Annotated in this window: 18 protein-coding genes; 13 read left to right on the forward strand and 5 right to left on the reverse strand. The window is 70.4% G+C overall.

Annotation, left to right across the window (positions count from 1 at the left end; all coding sequences use genetic code 11):
* Window positions 1-236: 236 nt before the first annotated feature.
* Both ACGFYY_RS11605 and ACGFYY_RS11610 read right to left on the reverse strand, forming a co-directional pair.
* Window positions 237-1,049, reverse strand: a complete 813-nt coding sequence (locus ACGFYY_RS11605; protein WP_393708465.1) for a phosphatase — start codon at window positions 1,047-1,049, stop codon at window positions 237-239.
* 56 nt (window positions 1,050-1,105) lie between these two features.
* Window positions 1,106-1,684 carry a TetR/AcrR family transcriptional regulator gene (locus ACGFYY_RS11610; protein WP_327735550.1) on the reverse strand — a complete coding sequence of 193 codons (579 nt, stop codon included), beginning with the start codon at window positions 1,682-1,684 and terminating at the stop codon, window positions 1,106-1,108.
* Window positions 1,685-1,783: 99 nt separating this feature from the next.
* Between ACGFYY_RS11610 and ACGFYY_RS11615 the strand changes: the two genes are divergently transcribed.
* Genes ACGFYY_RS11615 through ACGFYY_RS11630 form a run of 4 tightly spaced genes read left to right on the forward strand, consistent with a single transcriptional unit; the run spans window position 1,784 to window position 7,551 of the window.
* Entirely contained in the window at window positions 1,784-3,400 is a 1,617-nt protein-coding gene (locus ACGFYY_RS11615) for a carboxyl transferase domain-containing protein (RefSeq protein WP_030716095.1), read from the forward strand.
* A gap of 26 nt (window positions 3,401-3,426) precedes the next feature.
* The gene (locus tag ACGFYY_RS11620) at window positions 3,427-5,454 is read left to right on the forward strand and encodes an acetyl-CoA carboxylase biotin carboxylase subunit (protein ID WP_393708469.1); all 2,028 of its coding nucleotides are present in this window, start codon (window positions 3,427-3,429) and stop codon (window positions 5,452-5,454) included.
* 11 nt (window positions 5,455-5,465) lie between these two features.
* On the forward strand, window positions 5,466-6,383 hold the full coding sequence (locus tag ACGFYY_RS11625; protein WP_365267000.1) for a hydroxymethylglutaryl-CoA lyase: 918 nt from the start codon (window positions 5,466-5,468) through the stop codon (window positions 6,381-6,383).
* Window positions 6,384-6,390: 7 nt separating this feature from the next.
* Window positions 6,391-7,551: an acyl-CoA dehydrogenase family protein gene (locus ACGFYY_RS11630; RefSeq protein ID WP_393708471.1), complete on the forward strand. Its 1,161-nt coding sequence runs from the start codon at window positions 6,391-6,393 to the stop codon at window positions 7,549-7,551.
* Between the two features lie 78 nt (window positions 7,552-7,629).
* Here the strand turns inward: ACGFYY_RS11630 and ACGFYY_RS11635 are convergent, their stop codons facing one another.
* The gene (locus ACGFYY_RS11635; protein WP_393708473.1) at window positions 7,630-7,950 is read right to left on the reverse strand and encodes a hypothetical protein; all 321 of its coding nucleotides are present in this window, start codon (window positions 7,948-7,950) and stop codon (window positions 7,630-7,632) included.
* Between the two features lie 251 nt (window positions 7,951-8,201).
* On the opposite strand from ACGFYY_RS11635, the gene ACGFYY_RS11640 reads away from it, so the two are divergent.
* The 7 genes from ACGFYY_RS11640 to ACGFYY_RS11670 all read left to right on the forward strand — a co-directional run bounded on the left by ACGFYY_RS11640 (window position 8,202) and on the right by ACGFYY_RS11670 (window position 16,208).
* On the forward strand, window positions 8,202-9,239 hold the full coding sequence (locus ACGFYY_RS11640) for an ABC transporter substrate-binding protein (protein ID WP_365266960.1): 1,038 nt from the start codon (window positions 8,202-8,204) through the stop codon (window positions 9,237-9,239).
* A 66-nt stretch (window positions 9,240-9,305) separates the two neighbouring features.
* On the forward strand, window positions 9,306-10,205 hold the full coding sequence (locus ACGFYY_RS11645; protein WP_393708476.1) for a siderophore-interacting protein: 900 nt from the start codon (window positions 9,306-9,308) through the stop codon (window positions 10,203-10,205).
* Window positions 10,206-10,353: 148 nt separating this feature from the next.
* Window positions 10,354-11,847: a pyridoxal phosphate-dependent decarboxylase family protein gene (locus ACGFYY_RS11650; RefSeq protein ID WP_389811440.1), complete on the forward strand. Its 1,494-nt coding sequence runs from the start codon at window positions 10,354-10,356 to the stop codon at window positions 11,845-11,847.
* Window positions 11,804-13,129, forward strand: coding sequence for a lysine N(6)-hydroxylase/L-ornithine N(5)-oxygenase family protein (locus ACGFYY_RS11655; protein ID WP_393708479.1), 1,326 nt, complete (start codon window positions 11,804-11,806; stop codon window positions 13,127-13,129). The genes ACGFYY_RS11650 and ACGFYY_RS11655 overlap by 44 nt, the downstream gene beginning before the upstream one ends.
* Window positions 13,129-13,713, forward strand: a complete 585-nt coding sequence (locus ACGFYY_RS11660) for a GNAT family N-acetyltransferase (protein ID WP_393708481.1) — start codon at window positions 13,129-13,131, stop codon at window positions 13,711-13,713. Before ACGFYY_RS11655 ends, ACGFYY_RS11660 begins: the two co-directional genes overlap by 1 nt.
* The gene (locus ACGFYY_RS11665) at window positions 13,710-15,491 is read left to right on the forward strand and encodes an IucA/IucC family protein (protein ID WP_393708483.1); all 1,782 of its coding nucleotides are present in this window, start codon (window positions 13,710-13,712) and stop codon (window positions 15,489-15,491) included. The genes ACGFYY_RS11660 and ACGFYY_RS11665 overlap by 4 nt, the downstream gene beginning before the upstream one ends.
* A 168-nt stretch (window positions 15,492-15,659) precedes the next feature.
* On the forward strand, window positions 15,660-16,208 hold the full coding sequence (locus ACGFYY_RS11670; RefSeq protein WP_393708485.1) for a hypothetical protein: 549 nt from the start codon (window positions 15,660-15,662) through the stop codon (window positions 16,206-16,208).
* A gap of 15 nt (window positions 16,209-16,223) precedes the next feature.
* Here ACGFYY_RS11670 and ACGFYY_RS11675 read toward each other — a convergent pair whose 3' ends face one another.
* Window positions 16,224-17,816, reverse strand: a complete 1,593-nt coding sequence (locus ACGFYY_RS11675; protein WP_393708487.1) for a beta-N-acetylhexosaminidase — start codon at window positions 17,814-17,816, stop codon at window positions 16,224-16,226.
* A 172-nt stretch (window positions 17,817-17,988) separates the two neighbouring features.
* Between ACGFYY_RS11675 and ACGFYY_RS11680 the strand changes: the two genes are divergently transcribed.
* Both ACGFYY_RS11680 and glmS read left to right on the forward strand, forming a co-directional pair.
* Window positions 17,989-18,264, forward strand: coding sequence for a hypothetical protein (locus tag ACGFYY_RS11680; RefSeq protein WP_030008735.1), 276 nt, complete (start codon window positions 17,989-17,991; stop codon window positions 18,262-18,264).
* 65 nt (window positions 18,265-18,329) lie between these two features.
* The gene (glmS, locus tag ACGFYY_RS11685) at window positions 18,330-20,147 is read left to right on the forward strand and encodes a glutamine--fructose-6-phosphate transaminase (isomerizing) (RefSeq protein WP_030756947.1); all 1,818 of its coding nucleotides are present in this window, start codon (window positions 18,330-18,332) and stop codon (window positions 20,145-20,147) included.
* A gap of 82 nt (window positions 20,148-20,229) precedes the next feature.
* Here the strand turns inward: glmS and ACGFYY_RS11690 are convergent, their stop codons facing one another.
* Complete coding sequence (locus ACGFYY_RS11690; protein ID WP_393708490.1) at window positions 20,230-20,799, reverse strand: acetate uptake transporter; 570 nt, start codon at window positions 20,797-20,799, stop codon at window positions 20,230-20,232.
* Between the last annotated feature and the right edge of the window lie 121 nt (window positions 20,800-20,920).

Below are 20,920 nucleotides of genomic sequence, written 5' to 3' on the forward strand. Positions count from 1 at the left end.
GGAAACGGAAGAGGGGGTGAGGTCCTGTCGACCTACGACCCCTACGGCCGCCCCTCCGTAAGGAACTCGGCCCCTCAAGGCAGAGCGTCATCACGTCGAACGAGTCCGACGAGCACACTGGCGCCGCAATCCGCACGACCGCCGATGCGGCCCGAACACCTGCCGCAGGGGAACCGCGCATAGGAAGAAGCCCCGGCCGGGGATCCCCGGCCGGGGCTTCTCCGTGCCTGACGCGGCTACGCGCCCCGCAGCCCCGCCGCGTCCAGGATGTACGCCACCATCGGGTCGTAGTACCGCGGGTCGCGGACGTGGTCGTCCAGGGGGATCGTCACCTGGAGGGTGCCCTCCGCCTCGCCGATGAACAGGGCCGGGTCGTTGCAGTCCGCGTAGCCCACCGCGTCCAGGCCCCGCTGGGCCGCGCAGCCCGCCCAGCCGTGGTCGGCCACGACCAGGTCCGGCAGCGGGCGGTTCTCCGCCGCGAGGCCGTCCAGGATCGCGGCCATCGGCTCCGGCGAGTGCGTGTGCCACAGCGTCGCGCCCCGCTCCAGCACCGCGACATCGGCGAACTGCCACACCGAGCCCTCGTCCGCCACCAGGCCCCGCGGGATGACGACGATCTCGCAGCCCGCCGCCCGCAGGGCCGCCGCCGTCGCCCGGTGGACGTCCAGCAGGCCGCCCGGGTGGCCGGTGGCGAAGAGCACGCTCTGCCGGTCCGCCGCCGCCTTGCGCAGCCGCGCCGCCAGGCGGTCCAGGCCGGCCACGGTCAGTTCGGGGTCGATGGTGTCCTGGCCGAAGCGGAACGCCGGGTCGTCCACGACGCCGCACCGCTCCGCCATCACCGCGAGCACGTCCTGCTCGTCCGTCCAGCGGTCGCCCAGTTCCAGGCCGAGCCAGTAGTGCCGGTCGCCGTTCGCGAGCTTGCGGTAGTGGCTGAGGTTGTTGTCGCGCGGCGTGGCGACCTGCCCCGCGATCCGCGTGCGGACCAGGTGGTCGATGAGTTCGGCGCGGGTGGGTACGGGCGTCTCTATCGGCTTCGGCATACGGGCCATTCTGCCGCCGCCGGGCCGGAGACGGCGCGTCCATTCCGGTCGGCGGACGCCCCGGGTCACGCCGACAGCGCCCCGAACGCGCCGTGCGCGAGGCGCCGGAGCAGCGATTCCACCGCCTCGCGACCCAGGGCCGCCAGGTGCGGGGTGGAGTTGAGCAGGCCGAAGACGGCGTGCACGGCGACCCGTACCTCCGCCTCGCCGACCTCCGGGTGCAGTTCCCGTACGACCTCCACCCACAGCTCCACGTACTGGCGCTGCAGCTGCCGTACGAGCTTGCGGTCGGCGTCCCGGAGCCGGTCGAGCTCCCGGTCGTGGAGGGTGATCAGCGCCCGGTCGTCGAGCGCGAAGTCGATGTGGCCGTCGATGAGGGAGGACAGCACCCGGGCCGGGTCCCCCGCCGCCTCCGCCACGCGGTGCCGGCCGCCGGTCAGCAGCCGCTCGCTGATGCCGACGAGCAGTTCGGCGAGCATGGCGTCCTTGCCGGCGAAGTGCCGATACAGGCCGGGGCCGCTGATGCCCACCGCGGCCCCTATCTCGTCGACGCCCACGCCGTGGAATCCACGTGCGGCGAAGAGACGAGCGGCCTCACTGAGGATCTGCTCGCGTCGGGTCGGGGCGGCCGCTCTGGTGCTCATGGGAAACCATTCTAGACAGGGCCGTTAGCGGTCGTTAACCTAAGCTGCACAAGCGTTAACGCTCATTAACCGCGTGGAACGAGCAAGGGAGCTCGACCGATGCAGCAGGCACCAGTGCTGACGAGCGCCGCGGACCCGGCGTCCGAGGCCTGGCGGACCAACGAGGCCGCCCACCGCGAGCTGACCGAGGGCCTGCGCGCCCGGCTCGACGCGGCCCGGCTCGGCGGCGGCGAGAAGGCCCGCGCCCGCCACACCGCCCGCGGGAAGCTCCTCCCGCGCGAGCGCGTGGACACACTCCTCGACCCCGGGTCCCCCTTCCTGGAGCTGGCCCCGCTGGCCGCCGAGGGCATGTACGGGGGCGCGGCTCCCGCCGCCGGGGTCATCGCGGGCATCGGCCGGGTCAGCGGCCGCGAGTGCGTGATCGTCGCGAACGACGCCACCGTCAAGGGCGGCACGTACTACCCGATGACCGTCAAGAAGCACCTGCGCGCCCAGGAGGTGGCCCTGGAGAACCGTCTCCCCTGCCTCTACCTGGTCGACTCGGGCGGCGCCTTCCTCCCCATGCAGGACGAGGTCTTCCCCGACCGGGAGCACTTCGGCCGCATCTTCTACAACCAGGCGCGCATGTCGGGGGCCGGCATCCCGCAGATCGCCGCCGTCCTCGGCTCCTGCACCGCGGGCGGGGCCTACGTACCGGCCATGAGCGACGAGGCCGTCATCGTCCGCAACCAGGGCACGATCTTCCTCGGCGGCCCGCCGCTGGTGAAGGCCGCCACCGGTGAGGTGGTCACGGCCGAGGAGCTCGGCGGCGGCGAGGTCCACTCCCGGATCTCCGGCGTGACCGACCACCTCGCGGAGGACGACGCCCACGCGCTGCGGATCGTACGGAACATCGTGGCGACCCTGCCCGAGCGCGGGGCCCTGCCCTGGTCGGTCGAGGCGCCGGAAGAGCCCAAGGTGGACCCGTACGGGCTGTACGGCGCGGTCCCCGTCGACTCGCGCACCCCGTACGACGCCCGCGAGATCATCGCGCGGATCGTGGACGGCTCCCGCTTCCAGGAGTTCAAGTCCGAGTTCGGCCAGACGCTGGTGACCGGCTTCGCCCGGATCCACGGACACCCGGTCGGCATCATCGCGAACAACGGCATCCTCTTCGCCGAGTCCGCGCAGAAGGGCGCGCACTTCATCGAGCTGTGCGACCAGCGCGGCATCCCGCTCCTCTTCCTCCAGAACATCTCCGGCTTCATGGTCGGCAAGGACTACGAGGCCGGTGGCATCGCCAAGCACGGCGCCAAGATGGTGACGGCGGTGGCCTGCACCCGGGTGCCGAAGCTGACGGTGGTCGTCGGCGGCTCGTACGGCGCCGGCAACTACTCGATGTGCGGTCGGGCGTACTCGCCCCGCTTCCTGTGGATGTGGCCCAACGCCAAGATCTCCGTGATGGGCGGGGAGCAGGCGGCCTCGGTGCTCGCCACGGTCAAGCGCGACCAGATCGAGGGCGCGGGCCAGGAGTGGCCCGCCGAGGACGAGGAGGCCTTCAAGGCCCCGGTCCGCGCGCAGTACGAGGAGCAGGGCAACGCCTACTACGCCACCGCGCGGCTGTGGGACGACGGGGTCATCGACCCGATGGAAACCCGGCAGGTGCTGGGACTGGCCCTGACCGCGTGCGCGAACGCCCCGCTGGGCGACTCGGGCTTCGGCATCTTCCGTATGTGACGTGATGTGACGTGAGGACCTCACTGATGTTCAGCACTGTTCTGGTCGCGAACCGCGGCGAGATCGCGGTCCGGGTCATCCGCACCCTGCGCGAGCTCGGCATCCGCTCCGTGGCCGTCTTCAGCGACGCCGACGCGGACGCCCGCCATGTCCGGGAGGCCGACACGGCCGTCCGTATCGGCCCGGCCGCGGCCGCCGAGAGCTACCTGTCGGTGGAGCGGCTGCTGGATGCCGCCCGGCGCACCGGCGCCGAGGCCGTCCACCCCGGCTACGGCTTCCTCGCCGAGAACGCGGCCTTCGCGCAGGCGTGCGCCGACGCCGGCCTGGCTTTCATCGGGCCGCCGGCGAGCGCCATCAACCTGATGGGCGACAAGATCCGCGCCAAGGAGACGGTGAAGGCGGCGGGCGTGCCCGTCGTACCGGGCTCCTCGGGCAGCGGCCTGACCGACGCCGAACTGGTCTCCGCCTCCAAGGAGATCGGCATGCCGGTGCTGCTGAAGCCCTCGGCGGGCGGCGGGGGCAAGGGCATGCGGCTGGTGCGCGACGAGGCGGTGCTGGCCGAGGAGATCGCGGCGGCCCGCCGTGAGGCCCGGTCCTCCTTCGGCGACGACACCCTGCTGGTCGAGCGGTGGATCGATCGGCCGCGGCACATCGAGATCCAGGTGCTGGCGGACGCCCACGGGAACGTGGTGCACCTGGGCGAGCGCGAGTGCTCGCTGCAGCGCCGGCACCAGAAGGTGATCGAGGAGGCGCCGTCGGTCCTGCTCGACGAGAAGACCCGGGCGGCGATGGGCGCGGCGGCGGTCGACGCGGCCCGCTCGTGCGGGTACGTGGGAGCGGGCACGGTGGAGTTCATCGTCCCCGGCGGCGACCCCTCCTCCTACTACTTCATGGAGATGAACACCCGCCTCCAGGTCGAGCACCCGGTGACGGAGCTGATCACCGGGCTGGACCTGGTGGAGCAGCAGCTGCGCGTGGCGGCGGGCGCCCGTCTCGGCGTCGACCAGTCCGACGTGACGCTGACCGGGCACGCCATCGAGGCCCGCGTCTGCGCTGAGGACCCGGCGCGCGGGTTCCTGCCGTCCGGCGGCACGGTGCTGGCCCTGTCCGAGCCCTCGGGCGGTGCGGTACGCACGGACTCCGGCCTGACGGCGGGTGTCCCGGTGGGCTCCACCTACGACCCGATGCTGTCGAAGGTCATCGTGCACGGCCCGGACCGCCCCACCGCTCTGCGCATGCTGCGGGCGGCCCTGGCCGACACCGTGATCCTGGGTGTCCAGACGAACGCCGGTTTCCTGCGGAGGCTGCTGGCCCACCCGGATGTGGTCTCGGGTGACCTCGACACCGGGCTGGTGGAGCGCGACCTGCCGTCCCTCCTGCCGGAGGGGGTCCCGGACGAGGTGTACGTCACGGCAGCCCTGCTGGCGCAGCCCCTCGCGAAGCCTCGGCGGGAGGGGTGGGTCGACCCCTTCGACGCCGCCGACGGCTGGCGCCTCGGCGGCACTCCCGCCTGGACGGTGCACCACTTCCGCCTGCCCGGCCAGGACCCGGTAGCCATCGAAACGCGGCTCAGTGGGGCAGGTTCAGCCTCGCCGGCGATCGAGGCGCGGGGTCCGGGGCAGAGTCCCGGCGCACCGGCGCGGGCCCGCGTCCTCAGCCGCACCACCGACACCGTCACCGTGGAACTCGACGGCGTCACGCACCGCTTCAGCCACGCCGCTTCCCCGGAGGGGGTCTGGCTGGGCCGGGACGCCGACAGCTGGCACGTCCAGCGCCACGACCCCGTATCCGCCCTAGGCGCGGCGAGCTCGGGGGCGAACACCCTCGCCGCCCCGATGCCCGGCACCGTCACCGTGGTCAAGGTGGCCGTCGGCGACAAGGTCGCGGCCGGGCAGAGCCTGCTCGTCGTCGAGGCCATGAAGATGGAGCACGTCATCTCCGCCCCGCACGCCGGCACCGTCACCGAGCTGGACGTGACCCCCGGCAGCACGGTCGCCATGGACCAGATCCTGGCCGTCGTCACCCCGGACGAGGAGCAGGGGGACGTCGCGTGAACAGGCTGCCCATGAACGTCCCGGCCCCCGGCCTCCCGGCCCGGGTCCGGATCCACGAGGTCGGCGCCCGCGACGGGCTGCAGAACGAGAAGGGCGCGGTCCCCACGGCCGTCAAGGCGGAGTTCATCCACCGCCTCGCCGCCGCCGGGCTGACGACCATCGAGGCCACCAGCTTCGTGCACCCCAAGTGGGTGCCCCAACTGGCCGACGCGGAGGAGCTGTTCCCGCAGCTCGCCGATGTCGCGGCGGACCTGCCGGTCCTCGTCCCCAACGAGCGCGGCCTCGACCGCGCGCTCGCCCTCGGGGCCACGCGCATCGCGGTCTTCGGCTCGGCCACCGAGACCTTCGCGTCCCGCAACCTCAACCGCACCGTCGCCGAGTCCCTCGCCATGTTCGAGCCCGTCGTGGCCCGGGCCAAGGAGGGAGAGGCGCACGTGCGCGGCTATCTCTCGATGTGCTTCGGCGACCCGTGGGAGGGCCCGGTCCCGGTCCACCAGGTGGTTTCCGTGGCCAAGGCCCTGCTCGACCTGGGCTGTGACGAGCTGAGCCTCGGCGACACGATCGGTGTCGCCACCCCCGGCCATGTACAGGCCCTGCTCGCCGCGCTGAACGAGGCCGGTGTCGCCACCGACCGGATCGGCGTGCACTTCCACGACACCTACGGCCAGGCCCTGTCCAACACCCTCGCCGCGCTCCAGCACGGCGTGACCACCGTCGACGCCTCCGCGGGCGGCCTCGGCGGATGCCCGTACGCGAAGAGCGCCACCGGCAACCTCGCGACCGAGGACCTGGTGTGGATGCTCGACGGCCTCGGCATCGAAACCGGGGTCGACCTCGCCGCCCTCACCGCCACGAGCGTGTGGATGGCCGAACAGCTGGGACGTCCCAGCCCCTCCCGTACCGTCCGCGCCCTCTCCCACAAGGAGTAGTCACACCATGTCCCTCGACCACCGGCTCACCCCTGAGCACGAGGAACTCCGCCGCACCGTGGAGGCGTTCGCGCACGACGTCGTCGCCCCGAAGATCGGCGACCTGTACGAGCGGCACGAGTTCCCGTACGAGATCGTCGCCGAGATGGGCCGCATGGGCCTGTTCGGCCTGCCCTTCCCGGAGGAGTACGGCGGCATGGGCGGGGACTACCTCGCCCTCGGCATCGCCCTGGAGGAGCTGGCCCGCGTCGACTCCTCGGTCGCCATCACCCTGGAGGCCGGGGTCTCCCTCGGTGCCATGCCGATCTACCTCTTCGGTTCCGAGGAGCAGAAGAGCGAGTGGCTGCCGAAAATGTGCTCCGGCGAGATCCTCGGCGCCTTCGGCCTGACGGAGCCGGGCGCCGGCTCCGACGCGGGCGGTACCCGCACCACCGCCGTCAAGGACGGCGACGAGTGGGTGATCAACGGCTCGAAGTGCTTCATCACCAACTCGGGTACGGACATCACCGGTCTGGTCACCGTCACGGCCGTGACGGGCCGCAAGGCGGACGGCCGCCCCGAGATCTCCTCGATCATCGTCCCGTCCGGCACCCCGGGCTTCACGGTGGCCGCCCCGTACTCCAAGGTGGGCTGGAACTCCTCGGACACCCGCGAGCTGTCCTTCGACAACGTCCGGGTGCCCCTGGCCAACCTGGTGGGCCAGGAGGGCCGCGGCTACGCGCAGTTCCTGCGGATCCTCGACGAGGGCCGGATCGCCATCTCCGCGCTCGCGACCGGTCTCGCGCAGGGCTGTGTGGACGAGTCGGTGAAGTACGCCAAGGAACGGCACGCCTTCGGCAAGGCGATCGGCGACAACCAGGCGATCCAGTTCAAGCTGGCCGACATGGAGATGCGCGCGCACATGGCCCGCATCGGCTGGCGTGACGCGGCCTCCCGCCTCGTGGCCGGGGAACCGTTCAAGAAGGAGGCGGCGATCGCGAAGCTGTACTCCTCGACGGTCGCCGTCGACAACGCCCGTGAGGCCACCCAGATCCACGGCGGCTACGGCTTCATGAACGAGTACCCGGTGGCCCGCATGTGGCGGGACTCCAAGATCCTGGAGATCGGCGAGGGCACGAGCGAGGTCCAGCGCATGCTGATCGCCCGCGAGCTGGGCTTCGCCGGCTGAGGCACCTGATGACGATGTCCGGCGTGGGCCCCGTGCCCGCGCCGGACATCCGCGTGTCCGGGGGCTTCCGGGCCCCGATCAGAGAAAGATCAGGAGCGCGAACGTGGGAACCAGGGTCACCAGGGCGCACACCGGCCAGTAGACCCGGGCAGCCGCCGTGTTCCATCGCCGCGCGAAGTCGTTGGCGAGCCACCACAGCAGCCCGAACGCGGTCACGACGGGTACCACGATCACCAACCAGAGCATCATGCCGTCGTTCTCCGTGGGTTCCCGGACGGTCCAGCCGAGTTCGGCGAGCGGTCCGTTGACGGCGAGGTACCGGAGCAGCCAGACGGGAACGACGCCGGGTATCCCCATCGCCAGGTTCGCCGCCGCGACCGTCCACCATTTGTTGCGCATGCGCTCAGTATTCACGCCGATGTTCGGGGCCGGCGGACGGCCGGGCAGGGTTGCGGTCCCGATCGAGGATCGCCTCAACTCGGGTACACACCGGGGACGATGTGGATGCCGGCCGGTCGTCCCGGATCCCGGGGAGTGATCCACCTCACGAACGGATCTTCCCCCAGGGCTGGATTTACTCTTAGGTTAGGCTAACCTTCACACCGAACGGCCCAGCCGCCGCCCCTGCACGCACGAAAGCGGACATCGACATGCCCAAGTCCCGAACCTCCTCCTTCACCCGTCGCGGTTTCGTCGCGGCCGGTGGCGCCCTCGGCCTCGTCGCCGTCCTCGCCGCGTGCGGTGGCACCGACTCGGCGAAGGGTGACGGCGGCAAGGACAACGGCGCCGCGACCTCCGGCTCCTGGACCTTCAAGGACGACCTCGGCAAGGACGTCACCACCAAGTCCAAGCCGAAGAACATCGTCGCCTTCACCGGCACCGCCGCCGCGCTCTACGACTACGGCGTCCCGGTCAAGGGCGTGTTCGGTCCGACCAAGACCGCCGACGGCAAGGCCGACGTCCAGGCCGGTTCGATGGACATCTCCAAGGTCGAGATCATCGGCAACGTCTACGACGAGTTCAACATCGAGAAGTACGCGGCCCTCCAGCCCGACCTGATGGTCACCAACAGCTGGGACGGCACCTACTGGTACGTGCCGGAGGCCTCGAAGGACAAGATCCTCTCGATCGCCCCGCACGCCGCCATCAAGGTGGGCGGTGACGTCACCCTCGACAAGGCGCTGGAGCGCACCGCGGACCTCGCCAAGTCCCTGGGCGCGGACATGAACTCCAAGAAGACCGTGGACGCCAAGGCCCGCTTCGAGGCGGCCGCCGCCAAGGTCCGCGAGGCCACCAAGGCCAACCCGGGCATCAAGGTCCTCGCGGGCTCCGGCTCCGCCGACCTGTTCTACGCCTCCTCCCCGGAGACCTCGGCCGACCTGAAGTACTTCAAGTCCCTGGGCGTCGAGTTCATCACCCCGGACAAGCTCGACGAGGGCGGCTTCTTCGAGAGCCTGAGCTGGGAGAACGCCGGCAAGTACAAGGCCGACCTGGTCCTGCTCGACAACCGCACCGGCACGCTGCAGCCGGAGGAGCTGAAGGCCAAGGCCACCTGGGCCGAGATGCCCGCCGTGAAGGCCGGCCAGGTCACCCCCCGCGTGACCGAGCCGATCTTCTCGTACGACAAGTGCGCGCAGCTCCTGGAAGACCTCGCGAAGTCCATCCAGAACGCCAAGAAGGTCAGCTGACCCTCGGCGCCCGGTGACCCCGGGCGCCGGGCAGGCCGTACCGACTCCCAGGGGGGACCTCTCCGCATGACCGCCACCGCATCCGACGCTCCGGCCGTCGCACACTTCCGGTTCTTCGAGCTCGAAGTGCTGCGCACGCGCCGCCTGGGCCACTCGTTCCTGCGGGTCACGTTCGGCGGGGAGTCCCTCGCGGACTTCCGTTCGGGCGGCTTCGACCAGAGCCTGTCGCTGTTCCTGCCCGGGGCCGACCAGGAGCACACGGTGCTTCCGTCCACGGACGAGGACACCTGGTTCGCCGCCTGGCGCGCGATGTCGGACGACGAGCGTCCGGTGATGCGCTCCTACACGGTGCGCGAGCAGCGCCGTACGCCCGAGGGGGCGGCCGAGGTCGACATCGACTTCGTCCTCCACGGGGATTCCGGTCCCGCGTCCCGCTGGGCCGGGCGGGCGGTGACCGGCCGTCGGATCATGGCGATCGGGCCGGCCGTCGCGGAGAACAAGTCCGTACGCTTCCAGCCGCCGGCCGACACCGACGCGATCTGGATGTACGCGGACGAGACCGCCCTGCCGGCCGCGGCCGCGATCCTGGACCGGCTGCCGGCCGGGACCCGGGTCCGGGCCTGGTTCGAGATCCCGCACGAGGACGACCGGCTCGACCTTGCGACGCCGGCCGACGCGGACATCACCTGGATCGTGCGCGGGAACGGCGGCCGGGAGCGGACGGAGCAGGTGCTGAGCGTGCTGCGCTCGGCCGAACCGGGTGCGGCCGAAGCCCCGTACGCCTGGGTGGCGGGTGAGGCGGGCACGATCCGCGCGGTGCGCCGGTATTTTGTGCAGGAACGATCCGTCGACCGTCGCGCCGTGCGCTTCACCGGCTACTGGCGGCTCGGCGCGAGCGAGGAACAGCTCCTCGCCGAGGCCTACGCGGGCAAGGCTCCCAGCGAGGACCCCACGTCTGACCTCTAGTCAATTCCCATAACACACAACGCACTTCGGACAGGCCCTGGCTTTTCAGCCAGGGCCTGTCTGCGTTTGGCGAAATACTAAGGTTAGGCTAACCTAAACATCGCACGCCACACACACCCCTCTCCATCCCCTGCCCGGAGGAAAGTTGATGCGCTCGCATCTGCTGAACGAGACGACCGCGGACCTCTACCGGCGCTCCGTCACCGAAGGCGTCGAGCGCGTCGCAGCCAAACTCGCGACGACCGAGCGGCCCCACACCGGTATATCCGTCGACGAACTCGCCCCGGTCATCAACGGGATCGACCTGGACAAGCCGCTCGCCGACGCGGCCGCCGTCCTGGACGAACTGGAGGACGTCTACCTGCGCGACGCGGTGTACTTCCACCACCCGCGCTACCTGGGCCACCTCAACTGCCCGGTCGTCATCCCCGCCGTGCTCGGCGAAGCGATCCTCTCCGCGGTCAACTCCTCGCTCGACACCTGGGACCAGTCCATCGGCGGCACGCTCATCGAGCGCCGCCTCATCGACTGGACCACCGAGCGCATCGGCCTCGGCCCGGCCGCGGACGGCATCTTCACCTCCGGCGGCAGCCAGTCCAACTTCCACGCGCTGCTCCTCGCCCGTGACGAGGCCTGCCGCCTCGTCATGAAGAAGGCGCTCGACGAGGGACGCGAGCTCACCAAGGCCGAACTCCTCCCGAAGCTGCGCATCTTCACCTCCGAAGCCAGCCACTTCAGCGTGCAGAAGTCGGCCGCGATGCTCGGACTCGGCTACGAGGCCGTCATCTCCGTCCCGGTCGACCGCAACCGCCGGATGGACACCGCGGTGCTCGCCCTGGAGCTGGAGGAGTGCGCCTCCGAAGGCCTCTTCCCCATGGCCGTCGTCGCGACCGCCGGCACCACCGACTTCGGGTCCATCGACCCGCTCCCCGAGATCGCCCGCCTGGCCGACGAGCACTCCGCGTGGATGCACGTGGACGCCGCCTACGGCTGCGGACTGCTGGCCTCCCCCACCCGCCGTCACCTCCTCGACGGCATCGAGCGCGCCGACTCGGTCACCGTCGACTACCACAAGTCGTTCTTCCAGCCGGTCAGCTCCAGCGCCATGCTGGTGCGCGACCGCGACACCCTCAAGCACGCCACGTACCACGCGGACTACCTCAACCCGCGCCGCATGGCCGAGGAGCGCATCCCCAACCAGGTCGACAAGTCCATCCAGACCACGCGCCGGTTCGACGCGCTCAAGCTCTGGGTGACCCTGCGCGTCATGGGCGCCGACGGGATCGGCTCGCTCTTCGACGAGGTCATCGACCTGGCCGCGGCCGGCTGGGACGTCATCGACGCCGACCCGCGCTTCGAGGTCGTCGTCAAGCCGCAGATCTCCACCCTCGTCTTCCGCTACGTCCCCGAGGGCGGCGACATCCGCGCCGACCTCGTCGACGAGGCGAACCTGCACGCCCGCAAGGCCCTGTTCGCCTCCGGTGAGGCCGTCGTGGCCGGCACCAAGGTGGACGGCAAGCAGTACCTGAAGTTCACCCTCCTCAACCCGCAGACCACGACGGCCGACATCGCTGCCGTCCTCGACCTTCTCGCCGCACATGCCGAGCAGTTCCTGGGAGAATCCCTTGCCCTCCACCGCTGAGACCCACGACTTCATCGGCATCGGCGTCGGTCCGTTCAACCTCGGACTCGCCTGCCTGACCGCCCCGCTCGACGAGATCGACGGTCTCTTCATCGAGTCGAAGCCGCACTTCGAGTGGCACGCCGGCATGTTCCTGGACGGCGCCCACCTGCAGACGCCCTTCATGTCGGACCTGGTCACGCTCGCCGACCCGACCTCGCCCTTCTCCTTCCTGAACTACCTGAAGGACAAGGACCGGCTGTACTCCTTCTACATCCGGGAGAACTTCTACCCGCTGCGGGCCGAGTACAACGACTACTGCCGCTGGGCCGCCGACCGCCTCGACAACGTCCGCTGGTCCACCTCGGTCACCGAGGTCACCTACGACGAGCAGGCCGGCCTGTACGAGGTCCACACCGACAAGGGCGAGACCCACCGGGCCCCCCGTCTGGTCCTGGGCACCGGCACCCCGCCGCACATCCCCACGTCCTGCGAGAACCTCGGCGGCGACTTCCTGCACAACTCCGCCTACATGCAGAACAAGGCGGAACTGCAGAAGAAGAAGTCGATCACCCTCATCGGCTCCGGCCAGAGCGCGGCCGAGATCTACTACGACCTCCTCGCCGAGATCGACGTCCACGGCTACCAGCTCAACTGGGTGACGCGCTCGCCGCGCTTCTTCCCGCTGGAGTACACGAAGCTGACCCTGGAGATGACCTCCCCCGAGTACGTGGACTACTTCCACGCGCTCCCCGAGGACACCCGGTACCGGCTGGAGACCCAGCAGAAGAACCTCTTCAAGGGCATCGACGGCGACCTGATCAACGCCATCTTCGACCTGCTCTACCAGAAGAAGATCAGCATGCCGGGCGCGGTCCCGACCAGCCTGCTGACCAACACCTCCCTGAACAGCACCGCGTACGACACCTCCACGGGCACGTACACGCTGGGGCTCCGCCAGGAGGAGCAGGAGCGGGACTTCTCCCTCACCTCCGAGGGCCTGGTCCTGGCCACCGGCTACAAGTACACCTTCCCGGAGTTCCTGAACCCGGTGCGCGACCGGCTGAACTTCGACGGGCACGGCCGTCTCGACGCCGCCCGCAACTACAGCATCGACACCACGGGCCGCGGGGTCTACCTGCAGAACGGCACCACCCACAACCACTCCCTCACCTCGCCCGACCTGGGCATGGCGGCGTACCGGAACGCGTACATCGTCGGTGAGCTCCTCGGCCGCGAGCACTACAAGGTCGAGAAGTCCATCGCGTTCCAGCAGTTCGCCGCCCCGGAAGGCACCCTGTGATGAGCACCACCGAACTCCTCTTCTCCCGCACCGACAAAGCACTCGGTTCCTTCGCCGTGCGCCCCCTGGACCCCTTCGCCGACGCGGAGCTGCTCCACGGCTGGGTCACCCACCCGAAGGCCTCGTTCTGGATGATGCAGGACGCCTCCCTGCCGGACGTCGAGCGCGAGTACATGAGGATCGCCGCCCACGAGCACCACCAGGCCTTCATCGGCCTGCACGAGGGCCGCCCCGCCTTCCTCATGGAGACCTACGACCCCTCCGAGCTGGAGCTGGTCGGCCTCTACGACGCCCGGCCCGGCGACGTCGGCATGCACTTCCTCGTCGCCCCGAGCGACACCCCGCTGCACGGCTTCACCCGCGCCGTCATCACCACGGTGATGGCCGCGATCTTCGACGACCCGACCACCGAGCGCGTCGTCGTCGAGCCGGACGTCGCCAACACCGCCGTCCACGCCCTCAACGAGGCCGTCGGCTTCACGGCGGAGCGTCAGGTCACCAAGCCGGAGAAGGAAGCCCTGCTGAGCTTCTGCACCCGCGCGCAGTTCGAGGCCGCCACGGCCGCCCAGGGGGTCTCCATATGAGCCTCACCGACGCCGTCGCCCACCTGACCCCCGAGCTGTGGGCCCGCGCCAACCGCGCCCTGGTCCGCAAGGGCCTCGCCGAGTTCTCCCACGAGCGCCTGCTGACCCCCGAGTCCCTCGGGGACTCCTGGTACGCGGTCCGCAGCGACGACTCCACCGTGGAGTACCGCTTCAAGGCCGTCCTGCACGCCCTCGACCACTGGTCGGTCGACGAGGCCTCCATCACCCGCCACCGGGACGGCGCCGAGCTGGAGCTGGACGCCCTCGACTTCCACATCGAGCTGCGCGAGGCCCTCGGCCTGAGCCCCGAGGTGCTGCCCGTCTACCTGGAGGAGATCTCCTCCACCCTGGCCGGCACCGGCTACAAGTACACGAAGCCGCAGGTCTCCTCCGACGTCCTCGCGAAGTCCTCGTTCCAGGACATCGAGACGGGCATGACCGAGGGCCACCCCTGCTTCGTCGCGAACAACGGCCGGCTCGGCTTCGGCGTGCACGAGTACCTCTCGTACGCGCCGGAGACCTCCAGCCCCGTCCACCTGGTGTGGGTGGCCGCCCGTAAGGACGTCTCCACCTTCACGGCGGGCGCGGGCCTGGACCACGACTCCTTCATGCGCGAGGAGCTCGGCGACGAGACCATCGCCGTCTTCGCCGGGCGGATGTCCGCGCTGGGCCTGGACCTGGCCGACTTCCACCTCTTCCCCGTGCACCCCTGGCAGTGGTGGAACAAGACCTCCGTCACCTTCGCCGCCGAGATCGCGAACCAGCGCCTGGTGCTGCTGGGCGAAGGCCCGGACGCGTACCTCGCGCAGCAGTCGATCCGCACGTTCTTCAACCAGAGCGCGCCGCGCAAGCACTACGTCAAGACCGCCATCTCGGTCCTGAACATGGGCTTCATGCGAGGCCTGTCGGCCGCGTACATGGAGGCCACCCCGGCCATCAACGACTGGCTGCACCAGCTGATCGAGGGCGACGAGGTCCTGAAGTCGGTGGACTTCTCGATCATCCGCGAGCGGGCGGCGATCGGCTACCACCACCGCCAGTACGAGCGCGCCACCGACCGGTACTCCCCGTACCGCAAGATGCTGGCCGCGCTGTGGCGCGAATCCCCGGTCAACCGGATCGAGGGCGACGAGCGCCTCGCCACGATGGCCTCGCTCCTGCACGTGGACGCCGAGGGGAAGTCCTTCGTCGGCGCGCTGATCGCGGAGTCGGGCCTGACGCCGGCCGAATGGCTGCGCCACTACCTGCGCGCCTACCTCGTGCCGCTGCTGCACTGCTTCTACCAGTACGACCTCGCGTACATGCCGCACGGCGAGAACACCATCCTCGTCATCGAGGGCGGTCTGGTGAAGCGGGCGATCTTCAAGGACATCGCCGAGGAGATCGTCATCATGGACGCGGACGCGGTGCTGCCGCCCGCGGTCGAGCGGGTCCGGGCGGACATCCCCGAGGACATGAAGCTCCTGTCGATCTTCACGGACGTCTTCGACTGCTTCTTCCGCTTCCTCGGCGCGATCCTCGCCGACGAGGGCATCTGCGAGGAGGACACCTTCTGGCAGGCGGTCGCGGACTGCGGCCACGCGTACCAGGAGTCGATGCCGCAGCTCGCGGAGCGCTTCGAGCGCTACGACCTGTTCGCGCAGGAGTTCCAGCTGTCCTGCCTGAACCGCCTCCAGCTGCGCAACAACAAGCAGATGGTCGACCTCGCCGACCCGGCGGCGGCCCTCCAGCTGATCGGCAACCTCCAGAACCCCGTCGCGGCCTTCGCCCGGCGGTGACCCACGGGGCGGGGGAGGCATCGATACGGTCCCTCGATGCCTCCCCCTTCCCACCCCCGAGATCTCGACGGCGTGATCGCGAAGCACAATGGCCCTCTTCGCGGTCACGCCTTCGTGTGTCCGCCCCCGTGGCCGGAGTGCGCGGCCCGAGTCCGTCTGGGAGCCCGTATGCCGTTCCGCATCCGTCCTGGCCGCACGGCCGCCCTGCTCCTGTCGGCCGTGATCGTGGCCGGAGGACTGTCCGGCTGTTCCCTGCTGACGCCGTTCAAGACCTGCGAGGGGACCGAGGCTCGGATGAAGGAGCTGGAGTCGCTGCCCCTGCTCGCCTCGCCGCCGCCCGGCGCGGGCGCCCCCCGCACCTTCGACGGCGACTACGCCGAGTGCGCGGACGACAGTGGCGACGCCTGGCTGTCCGCCGGGCGCACCTACACCTACCCCGGGACCCGCCAGGAGGTCCTCGACCACTACCGCAAGGCCGCCGAGGCCGACGGCTGGCGGTTCGAGCCCGAACCGGCGCTCGATCGGAACTCGGACGACGCGTGCTTCACGAAGGGCGAGGACGGGCAGGCCAAGACGTTCACGCTCTCCTTCCCGCCCGCGCGCTTCCTCAAGGAGTTCTACGGCCCCGAGGCCGCCGCGGAGTTCGCCTCGGGTTCCGGTTTCGAGCTGACGGCGGGCTCGGAGGCCGACGGCGCCACGACCTCCTGCTGGGACTGACCCGGCCCCCACCGGTCACTGCCAGGGGACGTCCGGCGCCCGGAAGAAGCCGATGCCCTGCGCGTCCAGGCGGGGTGCCTGCGCGGCCAGCCGGCGGCTGTAGGAGGTCCAGTCGAGCGCCGCCGCCGGCGACCAGCCCAGCTCGGCCAGACCCAGCACCCGCGGGAAGGCCAGCAGTTCCCAGTCGCCGCGCGTCGCGACGGTCTCCGTCCACAGCGGGGCCTCCACACCCAGCACCGCCGACTCCGGGACCCCTGCCAGGTACGCCCCCGGGTCCCAGGAGTAGGCGCGTCGCACCGGGACGTAGCCCGCCCAGGCCAGGCCCGGCTTCGTCGCCGGGTCGTACTTCATGTCCAGGTACAGCCGGTCCGCGGGCGACAGGATGACCGGGTGCCCCGCCTTCGCCGCCGCCGCGACGGCCGCCTTGTCCGCGGCCGCGGTCTTGTCGTGGCCCCAGTACTGGACCACCGCGCCCGGCGCCGGACGGGCCGTCGCCAACTGGTGCCAGGCCACCACCGTCTTGCCGTAGCGCCCCACCACCTCCTGGGCCCGGTCCATGAAGGCCGCGTAGTCCGCCGCCGGCGTGGCGTGCGCCTCGTCGCCGCCGATGTGCAGGTAGCGGCCCGGGGTCAGCTCCGCCAGCTCACCGAGCACCTCGTCGATGAACTCGTAGGTGCGCTCCTTCGCCACGCACAGCGAACTGAAGCCCACCTTGACACCGGTGTACCGCTCCGGGGCCTTCCCGTCGCAGTTCAGCTCGGCGTAGGAGGCGAGCGCCGCGTTCACGTGCCCCGGCATGTCGATCTCGGGTACCACGTCCACGTAGCGCTGCCCCGCGTAGTCCACCAGCTCCCGGTACTCGTCCTTCGTCCAGTGGCCGCCGGGCCCGCCGCCGACCTCGCTGCCGCCGCCGTACTCCGCCAGCCGCGGCCAGGAGTCGATCGCCAGACGCCACCCCTGGTCGTCGGTCAGGTGCACGTGCAGGGTGTTGACCTTGTACTGGACGAGCTGGTCCACGTACCTCTTCACCTGCTCCACCGAGAAGTGGTGGCGCGCGATGTCGACCATCGCCCCCCGGTAGGCGAAGCGCGGCCGGTCGGTGACCGTTCCGCCCGGCACCGTGCCGGGGCCCGTCACCGGCACCAGCTGGCGCAGCGTCTGTCCCGCGTGGAAGAGCCCGGCCGGCGTCCGCGCGGTGAGGGTGACGCCGGTCGGGCCGGACTCCAGCCGGTATCCCTCGTCGCCCACCCCTTGCGCCGCCTCGTCGATCCTGAGCCGGATCCCGTCGCCCTGCGCCGTGTCGACCACCGGCAGCGGGAGCCCGCCGGCGCCGCGCAGCTGCTCGGCGAGCAGTTCGCCCACCCGGCGGACCTCCGCGTCCGGGCCGCGGCCGGTACGGATGACCGTGCCCGCGCCGAAGCTGTAGCCGGGGCCTTCGGCGCGGGCGGAGACCGGCGCCGGCAGCAGCCGTTCGAAGGGGGCGAGGGCCACCGGCGGGTCGTCCCCGGGCCTGCCGGCGTCACCGTGGGCGGAGGAGCAGGCGGTCACCGGGGCCGTGGCCGCGGCGAGGGCGAGGAGGGTGCCGAGCGTGCGTCGCAGGACTCTCATGCCCACAGGTATAGGCCAAGCGGGCCGCCGCGTCCGGTGGAGGAATCAGGGACGGGCGGAAATCATCCGAAGGAGATCACAACCAGCGCGTTACTGGTCCAGACCAGCGGGATCCTGCCCGGAATCGGGCAGGATCTTTGCGTTCAGGGCGGCGAGCCGCCAATATCTACGAGTGCTCGATCGCCGCCCGTCGCATGACGACCTCGTCGACCACCTGGTGCGCAGCACCGCGCTGCAGCGCGGAGAGGCCGCCCGGGTGGTACTGGACGTGCTCGCCTACTTCGACGAGACGACCGAGGAGTTCGTCCGCCGCCGCCACCGGGAACTGCAGTCCGGCGGAGCGGTGAACGCGGAGATCTTCGAGCGGATCGCGGCCGAGCTGCCGCACCGCGCCGTGGCGCCGCCGGAGCTCTCGCTCCGGCAATTGCGCCGCATCGTCTACGGCTGAGCCGGCCGCCGCCGCACGCGGCACCGGACGAGTACAGAACCGAACTTCAGGAGGGGCAGAACCGTATGTGTGGAATCGTCGGTTACATCGGCAAGCGTGACGTGGCACCGCTGCTGCTGGAAGGCCTGCAGCGGCTGGAGTACCGCGGCTACGACTCCGCGGGCATCGTGGTCAACACCCCGAAGGCCCCGGCCCTGAAGGTCGTCAAGGCCAAGGGTCGCGTCCGCGAGCTGGAATCCCGCGTTCCCAAGCGCTTCGCCGGCACCACCGGCATCGCCCACACCCGCTGGGCCACCCACGGCGCCCCGAGCGACATCAACTCGCACCCGCACCTGGACCCGGAGAACAAGGTCGCCGTCGTCCACAACGGCATCGTCGACAACTGCTCCGAGCTGCGCGCCAAGCTGGAGGCGGAGGGCGTCGTCTTCGTGTCGGAGACCGACACCGAGGTCATCGTCCACCTGATCGCCCGCTCCGAGGCCGACTCGCTGGAGGAGAAGGTCCGCGAGGCGGTCAAGGTCATCGACGGCACCTACGGCATCGCCGTCATGCACGCCGACTTCCCCGACCGCATCGTCGTCGCCCGCAACGGCTCCCCCGTGGTGCTCGGCATCGGCGAGAAGGAGATGTTCGTCGCCTCGGACGTCGCCGCGCTGGTCGCCCACACCCGCCAGGTCGTCACCCTCGGGGACGGCGAGATGGCCACCATCAAGGCCGACGACTTCCGCACCTACACGACCTCCGGCACGACGACCAACGCCACCCCGGAGACCGTGGAGTGGGAGGCCGCCTCGTACGACATGGGCGGCCACGACACCTACATGCACAAGGAGATCTCCGAGCAGCCCGACGCGGTCGACCGCGTGCTGCGCGGCCGGATCGACGACCGCTTCTCCACCGTGCACCTGGGCGGCCTGAACCTGGACCCGCGCGAGGCGCGCGGCATCCGCCGCGTCAAGATCCTGGGCTGCGGCACCTCGTACCACGCGGGCATGATCGGCGCCGGCCTCATCGAGGGCATGGCCCGGATCCCCGCGGACGCCGAGCCGGCCTCCGAGTTCCGCTACCGCAACCCGGTCGTGGACCCCGACACCCTCTACATCGCGGTCTCCCAGTCCGGTGAGACCTACGACGTCCTCGCGGCGGTGCAGGAGCTCAAGCGCAAGGGCGCCCGCGTCCTCGGCGTGGTCAACGTGGTCGGTTCCGCCATCGCCCGTGAGGCCGACGGCGGCGTGTACGTGCACGCCGGCCCCGAGGTCTGCGTCGTCTCCACCAAGTGCTTCACCAACACGGTCGTGGCCTTCGCGCTGCTCGCCGTGCACCTGGGCCGCATCCGGGACCTCTCGGTCACCGACGGCAAGCGGATCATCGAGGGCCTGCGCAAGCTGCCCGCGCAGATCCAGGAGATCCTCGAGGGCGAAGAGGACATCAAGAAGCTGGCGGCCGAGTACGCCGAGGCCAAGTCGATGATGTTCATCGGCCGGGTGCGCGGTTACCCGGTGGCCCTGGAGGCCTCCCTCAAGCTGAAGGAGATCTCCTACATCCACGCCGAGGCCTACCCCGCCTCCGAGCTCAAGCACGGCCCGCTGGCCCTGATCGAGCCCTCGCTGCCGACGGTCGCGATCGTCCCCGACGACGACCTGCTGGAGAAGAACCGCGCGGCGCTTGAGGAGATCAAGGCCCGCAGCGGCCGGATCCTCGCGGTCGCGCACCGCGAGCAGGAGAAGGCGGACCACACCATCGTGGTCCCGAAGAACGAGGACGAGCTGGACCCGATCCTGATGGGCATCCCGCTCCAGCTGCTGGCGTACCACACCGCCCTGGCCATGGGCCGGGACATCGACAAGCCGCGCAACCTGGCGAAGTCGGTCACCGTCGAGTAATCGAGCGGCAGCACCCCGCACGTGCGTACGGCCCCCGGGATCTCCCGGGGGCCGTACGCGTGCGCCTGCCGTGCCGTGTCCGTCAGCCCGTGGCGACCGCTCCGCCGCTGCGGGCCTTGCCGAAGGCCAGCGGCCAGTGGGCGAGGGCGGCGGTGGCCCCGTACCAGGCCAGGAGCCCGCCGACCGCGGCCACCCAGCCGGCCACCTTGGCCAGCATGCTGTTGTCGGCGAACGCACCTATCGCCAGAAGCAGCAGGGAGAGGGTGAACAGGCCGTACACGCCCTGCCCGAAGAGTCCGCTCGCCGCGCCCACGGTGAGGGTGACGCCGAGGAGGGCGAACAGGACCAGGAACGTTCCGGCGGCGTCCGCCGAAACCTTTCCGTCGGCTCCCGCGGCCCAGGTGAACCAGAAGGCTCCGAGGCCCGCGAACGCCGTGCCGTTGAAGCCGTTGCCGCCGCGGAATTCGAGGACTCCGAGGACGAACAGGGCCAGACCGCCGACGTAGGTCGCGAGTGACACGGAACTGGCAGCGGACACGCCGTCGATGACACCGGTGTGGCCGATACCGAATGCGAGAAGGGTGAGCCCCAGGGCGATGTGCCCGAGGGTCGAAGTCGAGGCCGTGCTTCCCGCAGAGACACCATTGTCCACGGCGGGCTCCCTTCGATCTGCAGTTGTTTGCTGCGTCCCAGCAGCATTTATCTACCCTTTACACGGGGGCACAACCGCACAAGCGACTTAACAAACGGTCACAGAACGACAACGGTGAGCG

Origin of the sequence: Streptomyces sp. NPDC048331, from assembly GCF_043201215.1 — a bacterium.
Taxonomy (GTDB): domain Bacteria; phylum Actinomycetota; class Actinomycetes; order Streptomycetales; family Streptomycetaceae; genus Streptomyces.